Genomic DNA, 13138 nt, shown 5'->3' with positions numbered 1-13138 from the left:
CACCGGAAGCGGAACCCGGCTGGCACCCACCGGTAGGTACGGTTATCCGCACCCCTCAGGCGTTCAGATAGCGCAGCACCGCGAGCACCCGCCGGTGGTCGTGCGGGCTCGCCTCCAGGCCGAGCTTGACGAAGATGCTGGTGCAGTGCTTCTCCACGGTGCGCTCGGCGATGACCAGCAGCTCGGCGATCGCCATGTTCGTACGCCCCTCGGCCATCAACCGCAGCACGGCGCGCTCCCGCTCGGTGAGCATGCGCAGCGGGTCGCCGGGCTGCCGGTGGCGGCCGACGAGCTGCTCGACCACGACCGGGTCCAGCGCGGACCCGCCCGAACCCACCCGGCGGATGGCCGCGGCGAACTCGGCCAGGTCCGACACCCGGTCCTTCAGCAGGTAGCCCACGCCCTCCGTGCGGCCGCCGAGCAGCTCGACCGCGTAGCTCACCCGTACGTACTGCGACAGCACCAGCACCCCCACCTGCGGATGCCGCTCCCGCAGCGTGACCGCGGCGCGCAGGCCCTCGTCGGTGTGCGTGGGCGGCAACCGGATGTCGAGCACAGCCACGTCGGGCGGGTCCTTCGCCACATGGGCGAGCAGCTCGTCGGCGTGCTCGACGGACGCCGCCACCGCGAACCCGGCCTCGGTCAGCAGCCGGGCCAGGCCTTCGCGGAACAGCGTGGAGTCCTCGCAGATCGCTACGCGCACGGCAGGACCACCTTCAGCACGGTTCCCTTCCCCGGTGGGCTGTCGATCGTGAGCTTGCCGCCGTTGGCCTCGGCGCGGTCGACGAGCCCGGCGAGCCCCGAGCCGAGCGCGGGATCGGCCCCGCCCACGCCGTCGTCGCCCACCTCGACCAGGAGGCGGCGGCCGACCAGGGAGAGCCGTACCCATGCCTTCGACGCGGCGGCGTGCTTGGTCACGTTGGCCAGGGCCTCGTTGACGATGTAGTAGGCCGCGCTCTCCACGGCCTGCGGCAGCGGCTCGTCCAGCGCCAGGTCGCAGGTGACGGCCATGGGGGCGACCGCGGCCAGCTCCTTGACCGCGCCGGACAGGCCGCGCTCGGTCAGCACCGGCGGGTGGATGCCGTGGCTGACCGCGCGCAGGTCGTCCAGCGCGGCCAGCACCGCCGTCTTGGCCTCGCCGATGAGCGGCGCGGCCCGCCCGGGGTCGGTGCCGGCCTCGGCCAGCCCGAGCGTCATCGCCACCGACAGCAGCCGCTGCTGCACGCCGTCGTGCAGGTCGCGTTCGAACCTGCGGCGCTCGGCCTCGCCCCACTGCAACATCCGCCGCCGCGAGGCCGCGAGCTGCCGCAGGCGGGCCCGCAGGTCCGCGGTGAGCCGCTCGTTCTCCAGGGCGAGCGCCGCGGCGGCGCACGCGGCCTCGACGAGAAGGGGCTGTTCGAGGAGGGCGACGTCGTGCACGAGTACGGCGAGCGGCGCCTCGCCCTGGTCGACGCGGGTGACGACCCTGCTCGGCCCCGGGTTCAGGTCGACCGGGCGGCCGTCGGCGTCCACGTACCTGTCCTGCTCGGCCGTCCAGTAGCCCACGGCCAGCCCGGGGTCCCGCAGGGTGGCGGCCAGCTCGTCGCGCAGCGTGCCCCGCCGTTCGCGCCTGCTCAGGCGTACCACGAGGTCGGCCACCCGGCCGTGGTCCATCCGGCTCCTCATGAGGCCGACCAGGTACGCCATCGGGACCGCCATGAAGGACACCAGCATGACGAGCGTGATGGGGGCCTGCAGCGGGTTCGGGCCGAAGAGCTCGGCCATGCGGTCCACGGCGAAGGCGACCGTCGCGACCATCGACGCGCCGGTGACCGGCGCGACCGCCCGGCGCTGCGCCATGCTGGCCTGACGCCAGCGCTTGACCTTGAGAGCGAGCACCATGCCCGACATGAGGACGGTCAGCTGCCAGGACGAGGCATCGAGCGCGTCGGTGAAATTCCGGAGCGGCACGGGCATCGGAAAGCGCATGAGGGCCTTGGCCGTGGGCAGCACGAGGGCCAGGACGTAGGCCAGGCCGGTCACCACCTTGTACGACACCAGGTCCAGCCGGCCGGTGGGGAAGGCGAGGAACAGGTGGCAGGCCATCCCCGCCCACAGGCCGCACAGCGCCAGCGCCCACAGGTGCTGTCCTGGGAAGAACAGCACCTGCTGGGGGATCCAGGCGACCCCGAGCACGGCCATGAGCGGGCCGACCTGGTTACGCGGATGCTCCCGCCAGGCCACGATCCCGCCCGCGAGGAAGGAGACGCCGGCCAGCGCGCCGAGCACGAATATCGGGCTGTGCCGCCAGATGGCGCCCGGGCTGGCCCCCAGGGCGTTGACGACCAGCAGCCAAACCCCTCCCGCCACGACGGCGAGTAACGCGGTGGTGCCCCTGGAACGTGTCGCCATCGCCCACCCCCGATGGGGATTGTACGGGCGAACCATCCGGAACGCGGACGGATCGGACCCTAGGCCGGCAGGCCCCAGCGGGCCTGGTTCGCCGGGGTCACCGGGCGGATGACCGCGTCGCCCCGGGCCTGGATCAGGACCTCCTCGCCACGGCGCAGGTCGAGCTCAAGGTCCCCGCCGGGCAGCGTCCGCCACGGCACCTTGCGGCCGTCGCTCCGTACGGTGAAGGGGCCGTCGATGCCGGTGCGGACGCGGCACGGCGCCCCGGCCAGCGAGACCAGCCGTACGAAGTCGGTACGGCCGCCGCGGCGGGCGGCCGACAGCAGGAACGCCCCCTGCGTCAGGAAGTTGTGCACGGTGACGTCGGGCCAGGCGGCCGGCATGGCGGGCAGGACCCTGATGACGCCGTCCCAGCTCTGGCAGATCATGTCGTGCACGGACTGGGCGGCGGACAGCGGCGTCTCGATGACGGGGCCGCTCTCCTTGTACATCGTGTTGGGCTGGACGAAGCGGCGCAGCAGCTCGTCGAGGTAGAAGTGGGCGTCGTCGCCGCGCGACATCTGCGCGGAGATCGAGGCCGCGCCGGTGAAGCTGTAGCCCTGCAGGGCGCCCTCGAAGCTGATCCAGTGCTTGAGCGACCTCTCGATGAGCGCGCGCCGGTCCTCCTGCTCCCACGTGACCAGGTACAGGGGATAGATCATCAGGAGGTGGGAGTAGTGCCGGTGCGACTTGGCGAAGGGGGCGCCCGCTCCGATCATGAAGCCGTTCTCGTCGATCGGGTAGCCGGCCAGGTTCGCCAGCACGTCCTGCCACTTCGGCAGCAGCGGGTCACGCACGCGCAGCAGGCGCGCCGACTCGACGAGCGTCCGGCAGCCCCAGCGGATCAGCGCCAGGTCGTAGTTCGTGTCCGGCGCGTTGACCCCGTACTCCGGGGAGAACGTGGCGGGCAGGTGCAGCTTTCCGTCGGAGCCCGGCTCCAGGAAGTGCAGGTAGTAGTTGATCGCCCGGCGCAGCAGCGGGAACAGCACGTCCCGCACGATCCGGGTGTCCATCGTGTGCCGGTAGGACAGCCAGACGTTGTGCAGCGCCCAGGTCAGGTTGCCGACCTCGGGCACGGGGGTGGCCTGGCCGGGGACGCCCACCGGGTAGCCGCTGTTGCCGAGGCCGGAGCCGTTGTCGAGCGTCATGTCCGTGGTACGCGGGATGCCCGCGGAGTCCTCGGGGAACGTCACCTGGTCGACGAGGTTCTGCCGGTACCGCGACAGGCTCCTGGTGACCGCGTCCAGCTCCAGGTGGTTCGAGCCGTGGATCAGCCAGTATTCGAGCTGCACGTTGAGGTTCCACCAGGTGGCCGGCCACGGCGTCGGCTCCAGCCATGGGCCGGTGGTCGCCATCGGCGGCGCGTCCCCGCGCGCGGCGGCGGCGACCTTGTAGAGCTGGATCCAGTAGAAGCTCTGCGTCCGCTGGTCGGGCAGCGACAGGAAGCTCTTGCGGTAGTAGCCGTGCCACCATCGCCGGTGGTCGGCGGCCAGCGCCTCGACGGGCAGCCGGGCCGCGGAGCGTACCGATCTGACCGCCTCGTCGCCCGCCGTGTCCCGCGGGAACGACCAGGCGACCGCGGCGTAGAGGGTACGCCGTGCGCCGCGCCGCACCTCCTGCCAGGCGGTCGCGTGCCCGCCGCCGGACAGCAGCGGCTGGGTGATCAGCTCCAGGTCGTCGTGGCGGGTCACGGACGGGGCGGGGTTGGCCGTGTAGCCGGGCGGAGGCGGCCGGTTGAAGATCGGGTCGGCGCGGGGGCTGACGGCCTCCTCGGGGTGGAAGGTCCACCGGAAGTCGCGCTCGCCGTCGCTGGGTAAGACCTCGACGGCCAGTACGGAGCGGTCGTTGTGGATCAACGCCCTGATCTCCAGGCTGCCGGAGGAGGTGGTGATGGCGCCGGTCAGCTCGGCGTTCCACAGGTCGAGCCGCCAGTCGACGCCGGTGATCGCGCCGACGGGCTCCAGCGTGAGGTGGCCGACGGGCAGCCGGGCCAGGCCGAACAACGCGCCGTACTCGGGACGGTGGTCCTGGACCTCGCTGTGCTGCACGGTGAAGCGCACGGCGTTGGCGCCCTGCTGCGCGTAGACGCCGGAGCCGAGGAAGCCGTTGCCCAGGAACGGCCCTTCGTACCAGGTCTGCGGCATCCGCTTCCACACCAGGTCGGCGTCGGCCAGGAAGCGTTCCCAGTCGATCTCGTCATGGAGCAGCGGACCGCCGCCGCCGCCGAGCGCGGGAGCGGCCAGCGCGGCGCCGAGGAGTTCGCGCCTGGACGGCTCGCTCGCCGCAAATAGATCGGATGTATCGGGCACCAATGAACGGTATTTCCGGAAAGCGGCAAGGTCAAGACCCCCAGAGGTCGGATCGTCTCGAAGCCGCAACCGATTGACCCATGGCGTTGACGTCGTGTTACCCGCCAATTAACGTCCCCAGTTAAATATTTGATAACGGATGGACCCCCCGCATGAGAGAGCTCAGCAGACGTGGATTCCTCCAGGCCGGCGTCACCGCGGCCGCCCTCGCCCTGACCGGCTGCGCCGGAGGCGGAGGCTCGGGTACCGGCCTCCAGTTCGCCTGGTGGGGCAGTACGACGCGGCACACCGCGACGCAGAAGGCCATCGACGCGTTCAAGAAGAAGAAGCCCGGCATCCAGGTCAAGACCCAGTTCTCCGGCTGGGAGGGCTACTGGGAGAAGCTGGCCACCCAGACCGCGGGCGGCAACGCTCCCGACGTGATCCAGATGGACTACTCCTACCTCGGCGAGTACGCCAGGCGCGGCAGCCTGCTGGACCTGGGCCCGTACGTCGGCAAGGGCCTGGACCTGTCCGGCTTCGACCCCGACGTGGTGAACGCCGGCAAGATCGACGGCAAGCAGTACGCCGTGAACTTCGGCATCAACTCCACGGCCCTCATCGTCAACAAGACCCTGGCGGCCGAGCGCGGCGTGGAGATCCCCGAGACCTTCACCTGGCCCGAGTACGGCGAGCTGGCCAAGAAGCTGGCCGGGAAGGGCGTCTTCGGCACCGAGGACGGCGCCCAGGACGGCGGTGCGCTGGAGAACTGGCTGCTGGAGCGGGGCAAGATGTTCTTCACCGCCGATGGCAGGCTCGCCTACGACGAGGACGACCTCAAGGAGTGGTTCACCTTCTGGGACGGCCTGCGCAAGGCGGGCGCGGCCACGCCGCCGGACGTCCAGGCCACCGCGGCGGGCGACGTGCAGAACAGCCTGGTCGCCACCCGCAAGGCGGTCATGGACTTCGCCTGGTCCAACCAGCTCACCGCCTACATGTCGCTCACCAAGGACGAGGTCGGCGTCCACACCCTCCCGACCGGCGACAAGCCCGGCCAGTACTACAAACCGTCCATGCTGCTGACCGTCAGCTCCGGGAGCAAGGCCAAGGACGACGCGGTGGCCCTGGTCAACGCGCTCGTCGCGGACCCGGACGTGGCCGGCCGGCTCGGGTCGGAGCGCGGCATCCCGCCCGCGACCCCGATCCGCGCCGCGCTGCGGCCCAAGGCGTCGCCGTCCGAGCAACCGGTCTACGACTACATCGACTCGATCAAGGACCAGGTCGGCCCGCTGCCGCCGCCACAGCCGCTCGGCGCCGGGGAGCTGCACAACAAGGTGCTCACCAACATCAACCAGCAGATCGGCTTCGGCAAGCTCACGATCGAGCAGGGGGTGTCCCGATTCTTCGAAGAAGCTCGACGAGTGCTCAAGTAGAGGGACGCGCGGCCTACCTGTTCCTGCTGCCGTGGTTCGCCGGGCTGCTCCTGCTGACCGGCGGGCCGATCCTGGCCTCGCTGGCCCTCTCGTTCACCGACTTCGACCTGCTCACCGCCCCGTCCTTCGTGGGGCTGGACAACTACGCCAGGATGCTCACCGACGACCCGCACTTCGTCAACGCCGTACGGGTCACGCTGATCTACGTCGTGTTCTCCGTGCCGCTGTCCGGCGCCTTCGCGCTCCTGGTCGCCGTGCTGCTGAACAGGCCCGTACGGGGCGTCGGGGTCTACCGCGCCGCCTACTACCTGCCGTCGCTGCTGGGCGGCAGCGTCGCGGTGGCGATCCTGTGGCGGCAGATCTTCGGCGCGGACGGCCTGATCAACGACGCCCTGAGCTACTTCGGGATCGTGGGGCCGAGCTGGATCTCCACGCCCCAGTACGCGATCTACACGCTGGTCCTGCTGCACATCTGGCAGTTCGGCTCCCCCATGCTGATCTTCCTGGCCGGGCTGAAGCAGATCCCCGCCGAGCTCTACGACGCCGCCGCGGTGGACGGCGCCGGGAAGGTGCGCGCGTTCTTCCGCATCACGCTGCCCATGCTCAGCCCGATCATCTTCTTCAACCTCGTGCTGCAGACCGTGAACGCCTTCAAGGCCTTCACCCCCGCCTTCATCATCAGCGGCGGCATCGGCGGACCGGCCGACTCCACGCTCTTCTACACGCTCTTCATCTACCAGGAGGGGTTCGGGAACTTCCGGATGGGCTACGCCTCCGCGCTGGCCTGGGTGCTCCTCCTGGTGACCGCGGCCTTCACCGCGCTGGCCTTCCGCTCCTCGAAGTACTGGGTGCACTATGCCGACTAGCCGCCGCTGGGCCCTCCACCTGCTGGTCGTGGTGGGGGCGCTCGTCATGCTCTATCCGCTGTTCTGGCTGATCAGCTCCTCGTTCAAGCCCAACAACGAGATCTTCACCGATCCCGGGCTGGTGCCGGAGACCGTGGTCGCGGACAACTACGCCACCGGGTGGACCGCGCTGGGCGTGCCCTTCAGCGGGTTCTTCGCGAACTCGTTCGTCATCGCCGCGGCGGCCGTGGCCGGGAACGTGATGTCGTGCTCGATGGCGGCCTTCGCCTTCGCCCGCCTGAGCTTCCGGTTCAGGAAGCTCTGGTTCGCGATCATGCTGGGGTCGATCATGCTGCCCATCCACGTGCTGATCGTGCCGCAGTACACGCTGTTCAAGTATCTGGGCTGGGTGGACACGTTCCTGCCGCTCATCGTGCCGAAGTTCCTGGCAGTGGACGGGTTCTTCATCTTCCTGATGGTGCAGTTCATCCGGTCGTTGCCGCGCGAGCTGGACGACGCCGCCCGCATCGACGGGTGCGGGCCCGTCCTGGTGTACTGGCGGATCATCCTGCCGCTGTCCCGGCCGGCGCTGATCACGACCGCGATCTTCACCTTCATCTGGACCTGGGACGACTTCTTCAGCCAGCTCGTCTATCTGAGCGACGTGTCCACGTACACGGTGCCCCTGGCGCTCAGGGCGTTCCTCGACTCCAGCGGCGGCTCCACCTGGGGGCCGATGCTCGCGATGGCGGTGCTGTCGCTGATCCCCATCCTGGGCTTCTTCCTGATCTTCCAGCGGCGCATCACCGAGGGCATCTCGACCACCGGCCTCAAGGGGTGACGTCACCGCGGGGTGAGCCGGATCACCGGGTACTCGCGGTCGGATTTGGCCTGGTACTTGGCGTAGCGGGGCTGGGCGGCGGTGATGCGCTGCCATGCCTGCGCGCGCTCGGCGCCGTCGAGCCGGTGCGGCGTCACCGGCACGGCGTCGCGGCCGGGGAGCTCGACCGACGCCCGCTCGGGGTGCGCCATCAGGTTGGCGTGCCAGTCCGGGTGTCGGCCCCCGCCGCCCGACGCGACGATCAGCCAGGCGTCCTCGCCGTCGGCGAACCACGCCAGGGGCGACTGCCGCGGCTGCCCGCTCAGGCGGCCCACCGTGTTCAGGATCAGCACGTCCATGCCCATGAACGAGCCCTGGCCGCGCCGGATCTTGCGACTCATCCGGGCGTTCATCTTCCGCTGGATCCACCGTGACATCGGCCCGGGCGTACCGCTCTTGCGCTGCTGCTGCTGTGTCATCGGTGCCCCTCAGCCCAGCTCGTTGACGCGGATCATGTTGCCCGCGGGGTCGCGGAAGGCGCAGTCGCGGATCCCCCACGGCTGCTCGGCCGGCTCCTGGACGACCTCGGCCCCGCCGTCCCGCAGCCGCGCGAAGGCGCCGTCGAGGTCGGCGGTGGCCACGATCATGCGGGCGTAGGTGCCCTTGGCCATCATCTCGAGGATGGTGCGGCGCTCGTCGTCGGTGATGCCGGGTTCGGCGCCGGCCGGGTGCAGGACGACGGACGTGCCGGGCTGGCCGGCGGGGCCGACCGTGATCCAGCGCATCGTGCCGTCGCCGACGTCGTTGCGGACCTCGAAGCCCAGATTGTCGCGGTAGAAGGCCAGGGAGGCCTCCGGGTCGTTGTGCGGGAGGAACGTCTGGTGAATGGTGAAGTCCATGGCGACGACGCTAGTTGCGGCCCGGTGACCGGCGCTTCTCCATTCCTGACCGTTCGCCGTGGTCAGGCGAACGGTCAGGCGTCAGCCGAGGGTCTCCGGGGCGGCGAGGGCCAGGCCGGCGGCGCCCAGGGCGTGCTGGGCGTCGCTCCAGGGACGGACGATCACCTGAACGCGGTGGGCGGCGGTGACCCGGCTGGTCCGCATCGCGGCGAGGAACCCCGGCTCCAGCCCCGGCCAGAGGACGTGGTTCTCGCCGATGACCGCGATGGTGGGCGTGCCGAGCAGGTTGACGACGCCGGCGACGGCCCGCCCGAGCACGGTGCCGATCCCGGCGAGGACCTCCGCCAGCCCCGGCTCGCCGCCGGAGACCCAGCGCGCGCGGAGTTCCTCGATGGTGGTGGCCGACTCGGCGAGGCCGGCGCGGCGGGCGGCCCGCAGGATGCCGCCGTCGCTGGTGAGCGTCTCCAGGCAGCCTCGGGCACCGCAGGCGCAGCGCGGTCCGGTGGTGGCGACCGGCGTGTGGCCGAACTCGCCGGAGAGCCCGCTCGGGCCGCGGTGCACCCGCCGCTGCAGGACCGCGCCGAGCCCCACCCCGTCGCCGATGCCGAGCACCAGGAAGTCGTCGTGCTCGCGGCCCGTCCGGTACAGGAGCTCGGCGGTGGTGCTCGCCCGGAGATCGTTGTCGACCAGCACCGGGATCGGCAGCTCGGCGCGCAGCCGTTCGCCGAGGGGAAGTTCGCTCCAGCCGAATCGGGGACATACACGTATATAGCCGGTGGCCGAATCGACAGAGGACGGAGTGACCACTCCCACGGCCCGCAACCTGGGCCCCAAGGTGGGGTCGACCAGCCGGTGGTTGATCACCGCGAGCAGCTGAGGGATCGGATCGGAACGGCAGTCGAAGGGTGATACATCGGATGTGATCACGCGACCGTCCAGACCCGCGACGACGGTGACGACATGGTCGGTGGCGACCCGTACACCCATGGTCGCGGCGGCCTCGGGCACCACCTGGAGCGGGATGCGAGGCCTGCCGACGGCCCCGGCCTGCGGGGCGAGAGTCCGCAGGTAGCCGCAGGCCAGCAGGCGTCGCGTATGCTCGTGCACGGTCGCGTCGCCGAGCCGGAGGCGGGCCGCGATCTGGCGGCGGTCCAGGGCTCCCGCGGTGCCGAGCAGCGCCAGGATCTCGACGCGGGTCAGATCTCCACGAGGGGCGACTCGACGAGCAGTCATCGGATATTTCCACCTCGATCTCATTGACACTACAGAACGCGACGCCTAAGTTTCACAATTATTAACTCGGCCCCGAGCTTATTGAGTGGAGCTGCGATGGGCAGGCGGATGCATGGCGGTCGGCGATCATTGGCAGTCGCCGTAGCGGTGGTCATCGCGGGGGGATTCACCGCCGGTTGTGGGGACAACGGCGGTCAGCAGTCATCAGGCGGCAGCAAGGCGAGCAACGGAGCGGTGACGCTCACCTGGTCGATGTGGGCCTCCGGCACGGAGGACCGCGACGCCTGGCAGAAGGTGGCCGACGAGGTCACCAAGAAATACCCGAACATCAAGATCACGCTGGAGACCTCTCCGTTCAACGACTACTTCACCAAGCTCGGCACCCGCCTGGCCGGCGGCAGCGCGCCGTGCATCGTCTCCATGCAGAGCCTGCGCACCGGCGGCTACGTCAACGGCATGCTTCCGCTGGACGAGCTGGTCAAGAAGAACAGCCTGGACACAGGCGACTTCGACTCCTCGATCATGGCCGGGCTGGCCTCCGGCGGCAAGCAGTACGCCCTGCCGTACGACGTCGGCTCGCTGATCGTCACCTACAACAAGGACATGTTCAAGGCGGCCGGCGTGGCAGCGCCGAAGGTCGGCTGGAGCATGGCCGACTTCGAGGCCACGGCCAAGAAGCTGACCACCGGCGGCAAGTACGGCTTCGTGGCCTACCCCATCGACCTGCCGATGTTCTCGATGATCCTGTCGCAGACCGGCGCGGAGCCGGTGGACGCGTCCGGCAAGCTCACCCTCACCTCCGAGCAGATGGCGACCGGCTTCCAGTGGTACGCGGACCTGGTCGCCAAGGCCGGGGTCGCGCCCAAGGTGCCCGGCGTGGACAACAACTTCCCCGACACCCAGTTCCTCAACGGCAACGTGGCGATGCAGGTGAACGGACCCTGGGCCGTCCTGTCGCTCAAGGAGCAGGCCAAGTTCGGCGTGGGGCTGGCCACCATCCCCGCCGGTCCCAACGGGTCCAAGACCTACTCGGCCGGGTCCGGCTTCGGTATCTCCCAGTCGTGCCAGTACCCCGACGAGGCGTTCAAGGCGATCAGCGTGATGACCAGCGCCGACGTGCTCGGGCAGCTCGCCACCATCGGGCGCGCCTACCCGGCGCGCAAGTCCGTCCAGAACAAGTGGTACGAGAACGCCTTCGAGGGCGCCAAGGAGGTCCTCGACGCCGCCAACGCCTCGGCGACGCCGTTCCGCACGACCTCCAGCTGGGACCAGGTGTCCAAGCTGCTGGCCCAGTACGGCGTGCCGGTCTTCAACGGGCAGGGCACGGCGGCGGACGTCCTCAAGCAGGTCCAGCAGCAGGCACCGGCGTAACGAGCATGCGCAACCATCCACAGGGAGTGACGTGTACAACGACGCCATACCCGGGCGAGCGGCGGTAGCGCGCGGACAGCGTGCCCGCCGCCGGCGCGGCGACGGAAAGGTCGCCGCCCTGTTCGCCGGGCCCAGCCTGATCGGATTGACGCTGTTCACGCTCTTCCCGATCGTGATGTCCCTGGTGATCGCCTTCTTCCGATGGCCCGCGGTGGGCGAGCACGTCTTCACCGGGCTGGGGAACTTCGCGACGCTGTTCGGCGATCCCGTGTTCCGGCGGACGCTGTTCAACACGTTGCTGTTCGTGGTGCTCTACCTGCCGCTCAACCTCATCGTGTCGGTGGGGCTGGCGGTGTGGATCTCGCCGCGCATCAAGGGCCGCCAGGCGCTGCGGGTGGTCTTCTTCCTGCCCGTGGTCACGCCGATGGTGGCCAACGCGATCGTCTGGCGGATGATCTACCAGCCCAACGGGTTCATCGACGGCACGCTGCACGCCGCCACCGGCGTGCACGCGCCGAACTTCCTCGGCGAGCAGGGCTGGGCCATGTTCGCCGTCGTCGCGATGAGCGTGTGGCAGGGGTTCGGGTACAACATGCTGGTCTTCTCGGCCGCCCTGGACGCCATCCCGCGGCAGCTCGTGGAGGCGGCGCAGATCGACGGGGCGGGGCCGTGGCGGCTGTTCTTCCGCATCACGCTGCCGATGATCTCCCCGGCGATGTTCTTCGCCACGACCATGACGCTGATCACGTCGTTCCAGGTCTTCACCCAGCCGTTCCTGATGACCGGCGGCGGGCCCGGCATCGACACCGAGACCCTCATGATGTTCGTCTACAACCAGGGCTTCTCCGTCTACCAGTTCGGACTCGCCTCCGCCGCGGCCTGGATCCTGTTCGTGCTGATCCTGGGCGTGACCGCGATGCAGTTCGCCGGCCAGCGCAGATGGGTCACCTACGATGTCTGAGCACGCGCACGCCGCCCCGGCCTCCCCATGGGCGCACAGGGTCCGGCTGGTCGTCTCGCACGCCGCCCTCTACCTGGTGGCCGCCGCCTTCGTGTCGCCGCTGGTGTACATGGTGGCGACGTCGCTGAAGCGCGCCGACGAGGTGTTCGGGTCGCCGCCGAGCCTGTTCGGGTCGGTGATCCGGTGGGAGAACTACAGCGAGGCGTTCGAGTTCCTGCCGTTCGCGCGTTTCGTGGTCAACGGGCTCGCCGTCGCCGTCTGCGGCACCCTCGTGGTGCTGGTGGCGTCGAGCATGTCGGCGTACGCCTTCTCGCGGCTGCGCTGGCGCGGTCGCGACGGCGTCTTCCTGGTCTTCCTGGCCACCCTGATGATCCCCCAGGAAGTGCTGGTCGTGCCGATGTTCATGCTGATGCGCTGGTTCGGGTGGGTGGACTCGTACCAGGCGCTGATCTTCCCCTGGGCGTTCACCGCCTTCGGGACGTTCATGCTGCGCCAGTTCTTCCTGACCATCCCCGAGGAGCTCGCCGAGAGCGCCCGCCTCGACGGCGCGGGGGCGGTGCGCGTCTTCACCAGCATCATGCTGCCGCTGGTCAGGCCCGCGCTCGCGGTGCTGGCGGTCTTCACGTTCATCAACTACTGGAACAGCTTCCTGTGGCCGCTGATCATCATCAACTCGGTGGACGAGAAGGCCACGGTCCCGCTGGGTCTGCAGCTCTTTTTCGGGCAGCAGGGTACCCAGTGGAACCTCATCATGGCCGCGGCCGTGATCTCCATGGCGCCGACCACGGCGCTGCTCATCATCCTGCAGAAACATCTCGTACGCGGGATCGCGACCAGCGGTCTCGGCGGACGCTGAAC

Annotated in this window: 12 protein-coding genes; 6 read left to right on the top strand and 6 right to left on the bottom strand. The window is 69.7% G+C overall.

The window, feature by feature from the left end; translation table 11 throughout:
* Positions 1–55: 55 nt before the first annotated feature.
* From ACWEPL_RS04025 to ACWEPL_RS04015, 3 genes are read right to left on the bottom strand one after another with little or no spacing between them, the layout of a single operon-like run.
* The gene (locus tag ACWEPL_RS04025; RefSeq protein ID WP_350726012.1) at positions 56–703 is read right to left on the bottom strand and encodes a response regulator transcription factor; all 648 of its coding nucleotides are present in this window, start codon (positions 701–703) and stop codon (positions 56–58) included.
* Positions 694–2391: a sensor histidine kinase gene (locus ACWEPL_RS04020; protein ID WP_452435131.1), complete on the bottom strand. Its 1698-nt coding sequence runs from the start codon at positions 2389–2391 to the stop codon at positions 694–696. The genes ACWEPL_RS04025 and ACWEPL_RS04020 overlap by 10 nt, the downstream gene beginning before the upstream one ends.
* A gap of 59 nt (positions 2392–2450) precedes the next feature.
* The gene (locus ACWEPL_RS04015; protein WP_363970461.1) at positions 2451–4739 is read right to left on the bottom strand and encodes a glycosyl hydrolase family 95 catalytic domain-containing protein; all 2289 of its coding nucleotides are present in this window, start codon (positions 4737–4739) and stop codon (positions 2451–2453) included.
* A gap of 152 nt (positions 4740–4891) precedes the next feature.
* Here ACWEPL_RS04015 and ACWEPL_RS04010 point away from each other — a divergent pair, with 152 nt between their 5' ends.
* The 3 genes from ACWEPL_RS04010 to ACWEPL_RS04000 are packed head-to-tail and all read left to right on the top strand — an operon-like array spanning position 4892 to position 7837.
* Positions 4892–6151 (top strand): ABC transporter substrate-binding protein, encoded by a 1260-nt coding sequence (locus ACWEPL_RS04010; protein WP_452435130.1) that lies wholly within the window; start codon positions 4892–4894, stop codon positions 6149–6151.
* Positions 6118–7017 carry a carbohydrate ABC transporter permease gene (locus ACWEPL_RS04005; protein ID WP_452435159.1) on the top strand — a complete coding sequence of 300 codons (900 nt, stop codon included), beginning with the start codon at positions 6118–6120 and terminating at the stop codon, positions 7015–7017. Before ACWEPL_RS04010 ends, ACWEPL_RS04005 begins: the two co-directional genes overlap by 34 nt.
* Positions 7007–7837, top strand: a complete 831-nt coding sequence (locus ACWEPL_RS04000; RefSeq protein WP_452435128.1) for a carbohydrate ABC transporter permease — start codon at positions 7007–7009, stop codon at positions 7835–7837. Before ACWEPL_RS04005 ends, ACWEPL_RS04000 begins: the two co-directional genes overlap by 11 nt.
* Before the next feature lie 2 nt (positions 7838–7839).
* Here ACWEPL_RS04000 and ACWEPL_RS03995 read toward each other — a convergent pair whose 3' ends face one another.
* The 3 genes from ACWEPL_RS03995 to ACWEPL_RS03985 form a co-directional block, all read right to left on the bottom strand.
* A complete protein-coding gene (locus ACWEPL_RS03995; protein ID WP_363970457.1) occupies positions 7840–8295 on the bottom strand; it encodes a nitroreductase family deazaflavin-dependent oxidoreductase in 456 nt (151 codons plus the stop codon).
* Positions 8296–8304: 9 nt separating this feature from the next.
* A complete protein-coding gene (locus ACWEPL_RS03990) occupies positions 8305–8715 on the bottom strand; it encodes a VOC family protein (RefSeq protein ID WP_363970455.1) in 411 nt (136 codons plus the stop codon).
* Positions 8716–8796: 81 nt separating this feature from the next.
* Positions 8797–9948: an ROK family protein gene (locus ACWEPL_RS03985; RefSeq protein WP_452435125.1), complete on the bottom strand. Its 1152-nt coding sequence runs from the start codon at positions 9946–9948 to the stop codon at positions 8797–8799.
* Positions 9949–10077: 129 nt separating this feature from the next.
* On the opposite strand from ACWEPL_RS03985, the gene ACWEPL_RS03980 reads away from it, so the two are divergent.
* From ACWEPL_RS03980 to ACWEPL_RS03970, 3 genes are read left to right on the top strand one after another with little or no spacing between them, the layout of a single operon-like run.
* Positions 10078–11319 (top strand): ABC transporter substrate-binding protein, encoded by a 1242-nt coding sequence (locus ACWEPL_RS03980; RefSeq protein WP_452435123.1) that lies wholly within the window; start codon positions 10078–10080, stop codon positions 11317–11319.
* A gap of 31 nt (positions 11320–11350) precedes the next feature.
* Positions 11351–12280, top strand: a complete 930-nt coding sequence (locus ACWEPL_RS03975) for a carbohydrate ABC transporter permease (RefSeq protein ID WP_350726029.1) — start codon at positions 11351–11353, stop codon at positions 12278–12280.
* Positions 12273–13136 carry a carbohydrate ABC transporter permease gene (locus tag ACWEPL_RS03970; RefSeq protein ID WP_363970449.1) on the top strand — a complete coding sequence of 288 codons (864 nt, stop codon included), beginning with the start codon at positions 12273–12275 and terminating at the stop codon, positions 13134–13136. Before ACWEPL_RS03975 ends, ACWEPL_RS03970 begins: the two co-directional genes overlap by 8 nt.
* The last annotated feature ends 2 nt before the right edge of the window (positions 13137–13138 follow it).

Source organism: Nonomuraea sp. NPDC004186 (genome assembly GCF_053603495.1).
This window is presented reverse-complemented; position numbering and strand designations above follow the sequence as displayed.

Excerpts from the sequence above, each read along its gene's own strand:
- ACWEPL_RS04010 (WP_452435130.1), top strand. The coding sequence starts at position 4,892 with ATGAGAGAGCTCAGCAGACGTGGATTCCTCCAGGCCGGCGTCACCGCG.
- ACWEPL_RS03985 (WP_452435125.1), bottom strand. The coding sequence starts at position 9,948 with ATGACTGCTCGTCGAGTCGCCCCTCGTGGAGATCTGACCCGCGTCGAG.
- ACWEPL_RS03995 (WP_363970457.1), bottom strand. The coding sequence starts at position 8,295 with ATGACACAGCAGCAGCAGCGCAAGAGCGGTACGCCCGGGCCGATGTCA.
- ACWEPL_RS04000 (WP_452435128.1), top strand. The coding sequence starts at position 7,007 with ATGCCGACTAGCCGCCGCTGGGCCCTCCACCTGCTGGTCGTGGTGGGG.
- ACWEPL_RS03970 (WP_363970449.1), top strand. The coding sequence starts at position 12,273 with ATGTCTGAGCACGCGCACGCCGCCCCGGCCTCCCCATGGGCGCACAGG.
- ACWEPL_RS03990 (WP_363970455.1), bottom strand. The coding sequence starts at position 8,715 with ATGGACTTCACCATTCACCAGACGTTCCTCCCGCACAACGACCCGGAG.
- ACWEPL_RS04020 (WP_452435131.1), bottom strand. The coding sequence starts at position 2,391 with ATGGCGACACGTTCCAGGGGCACCACCGCGTTACTCGCCGTCGTGGCG.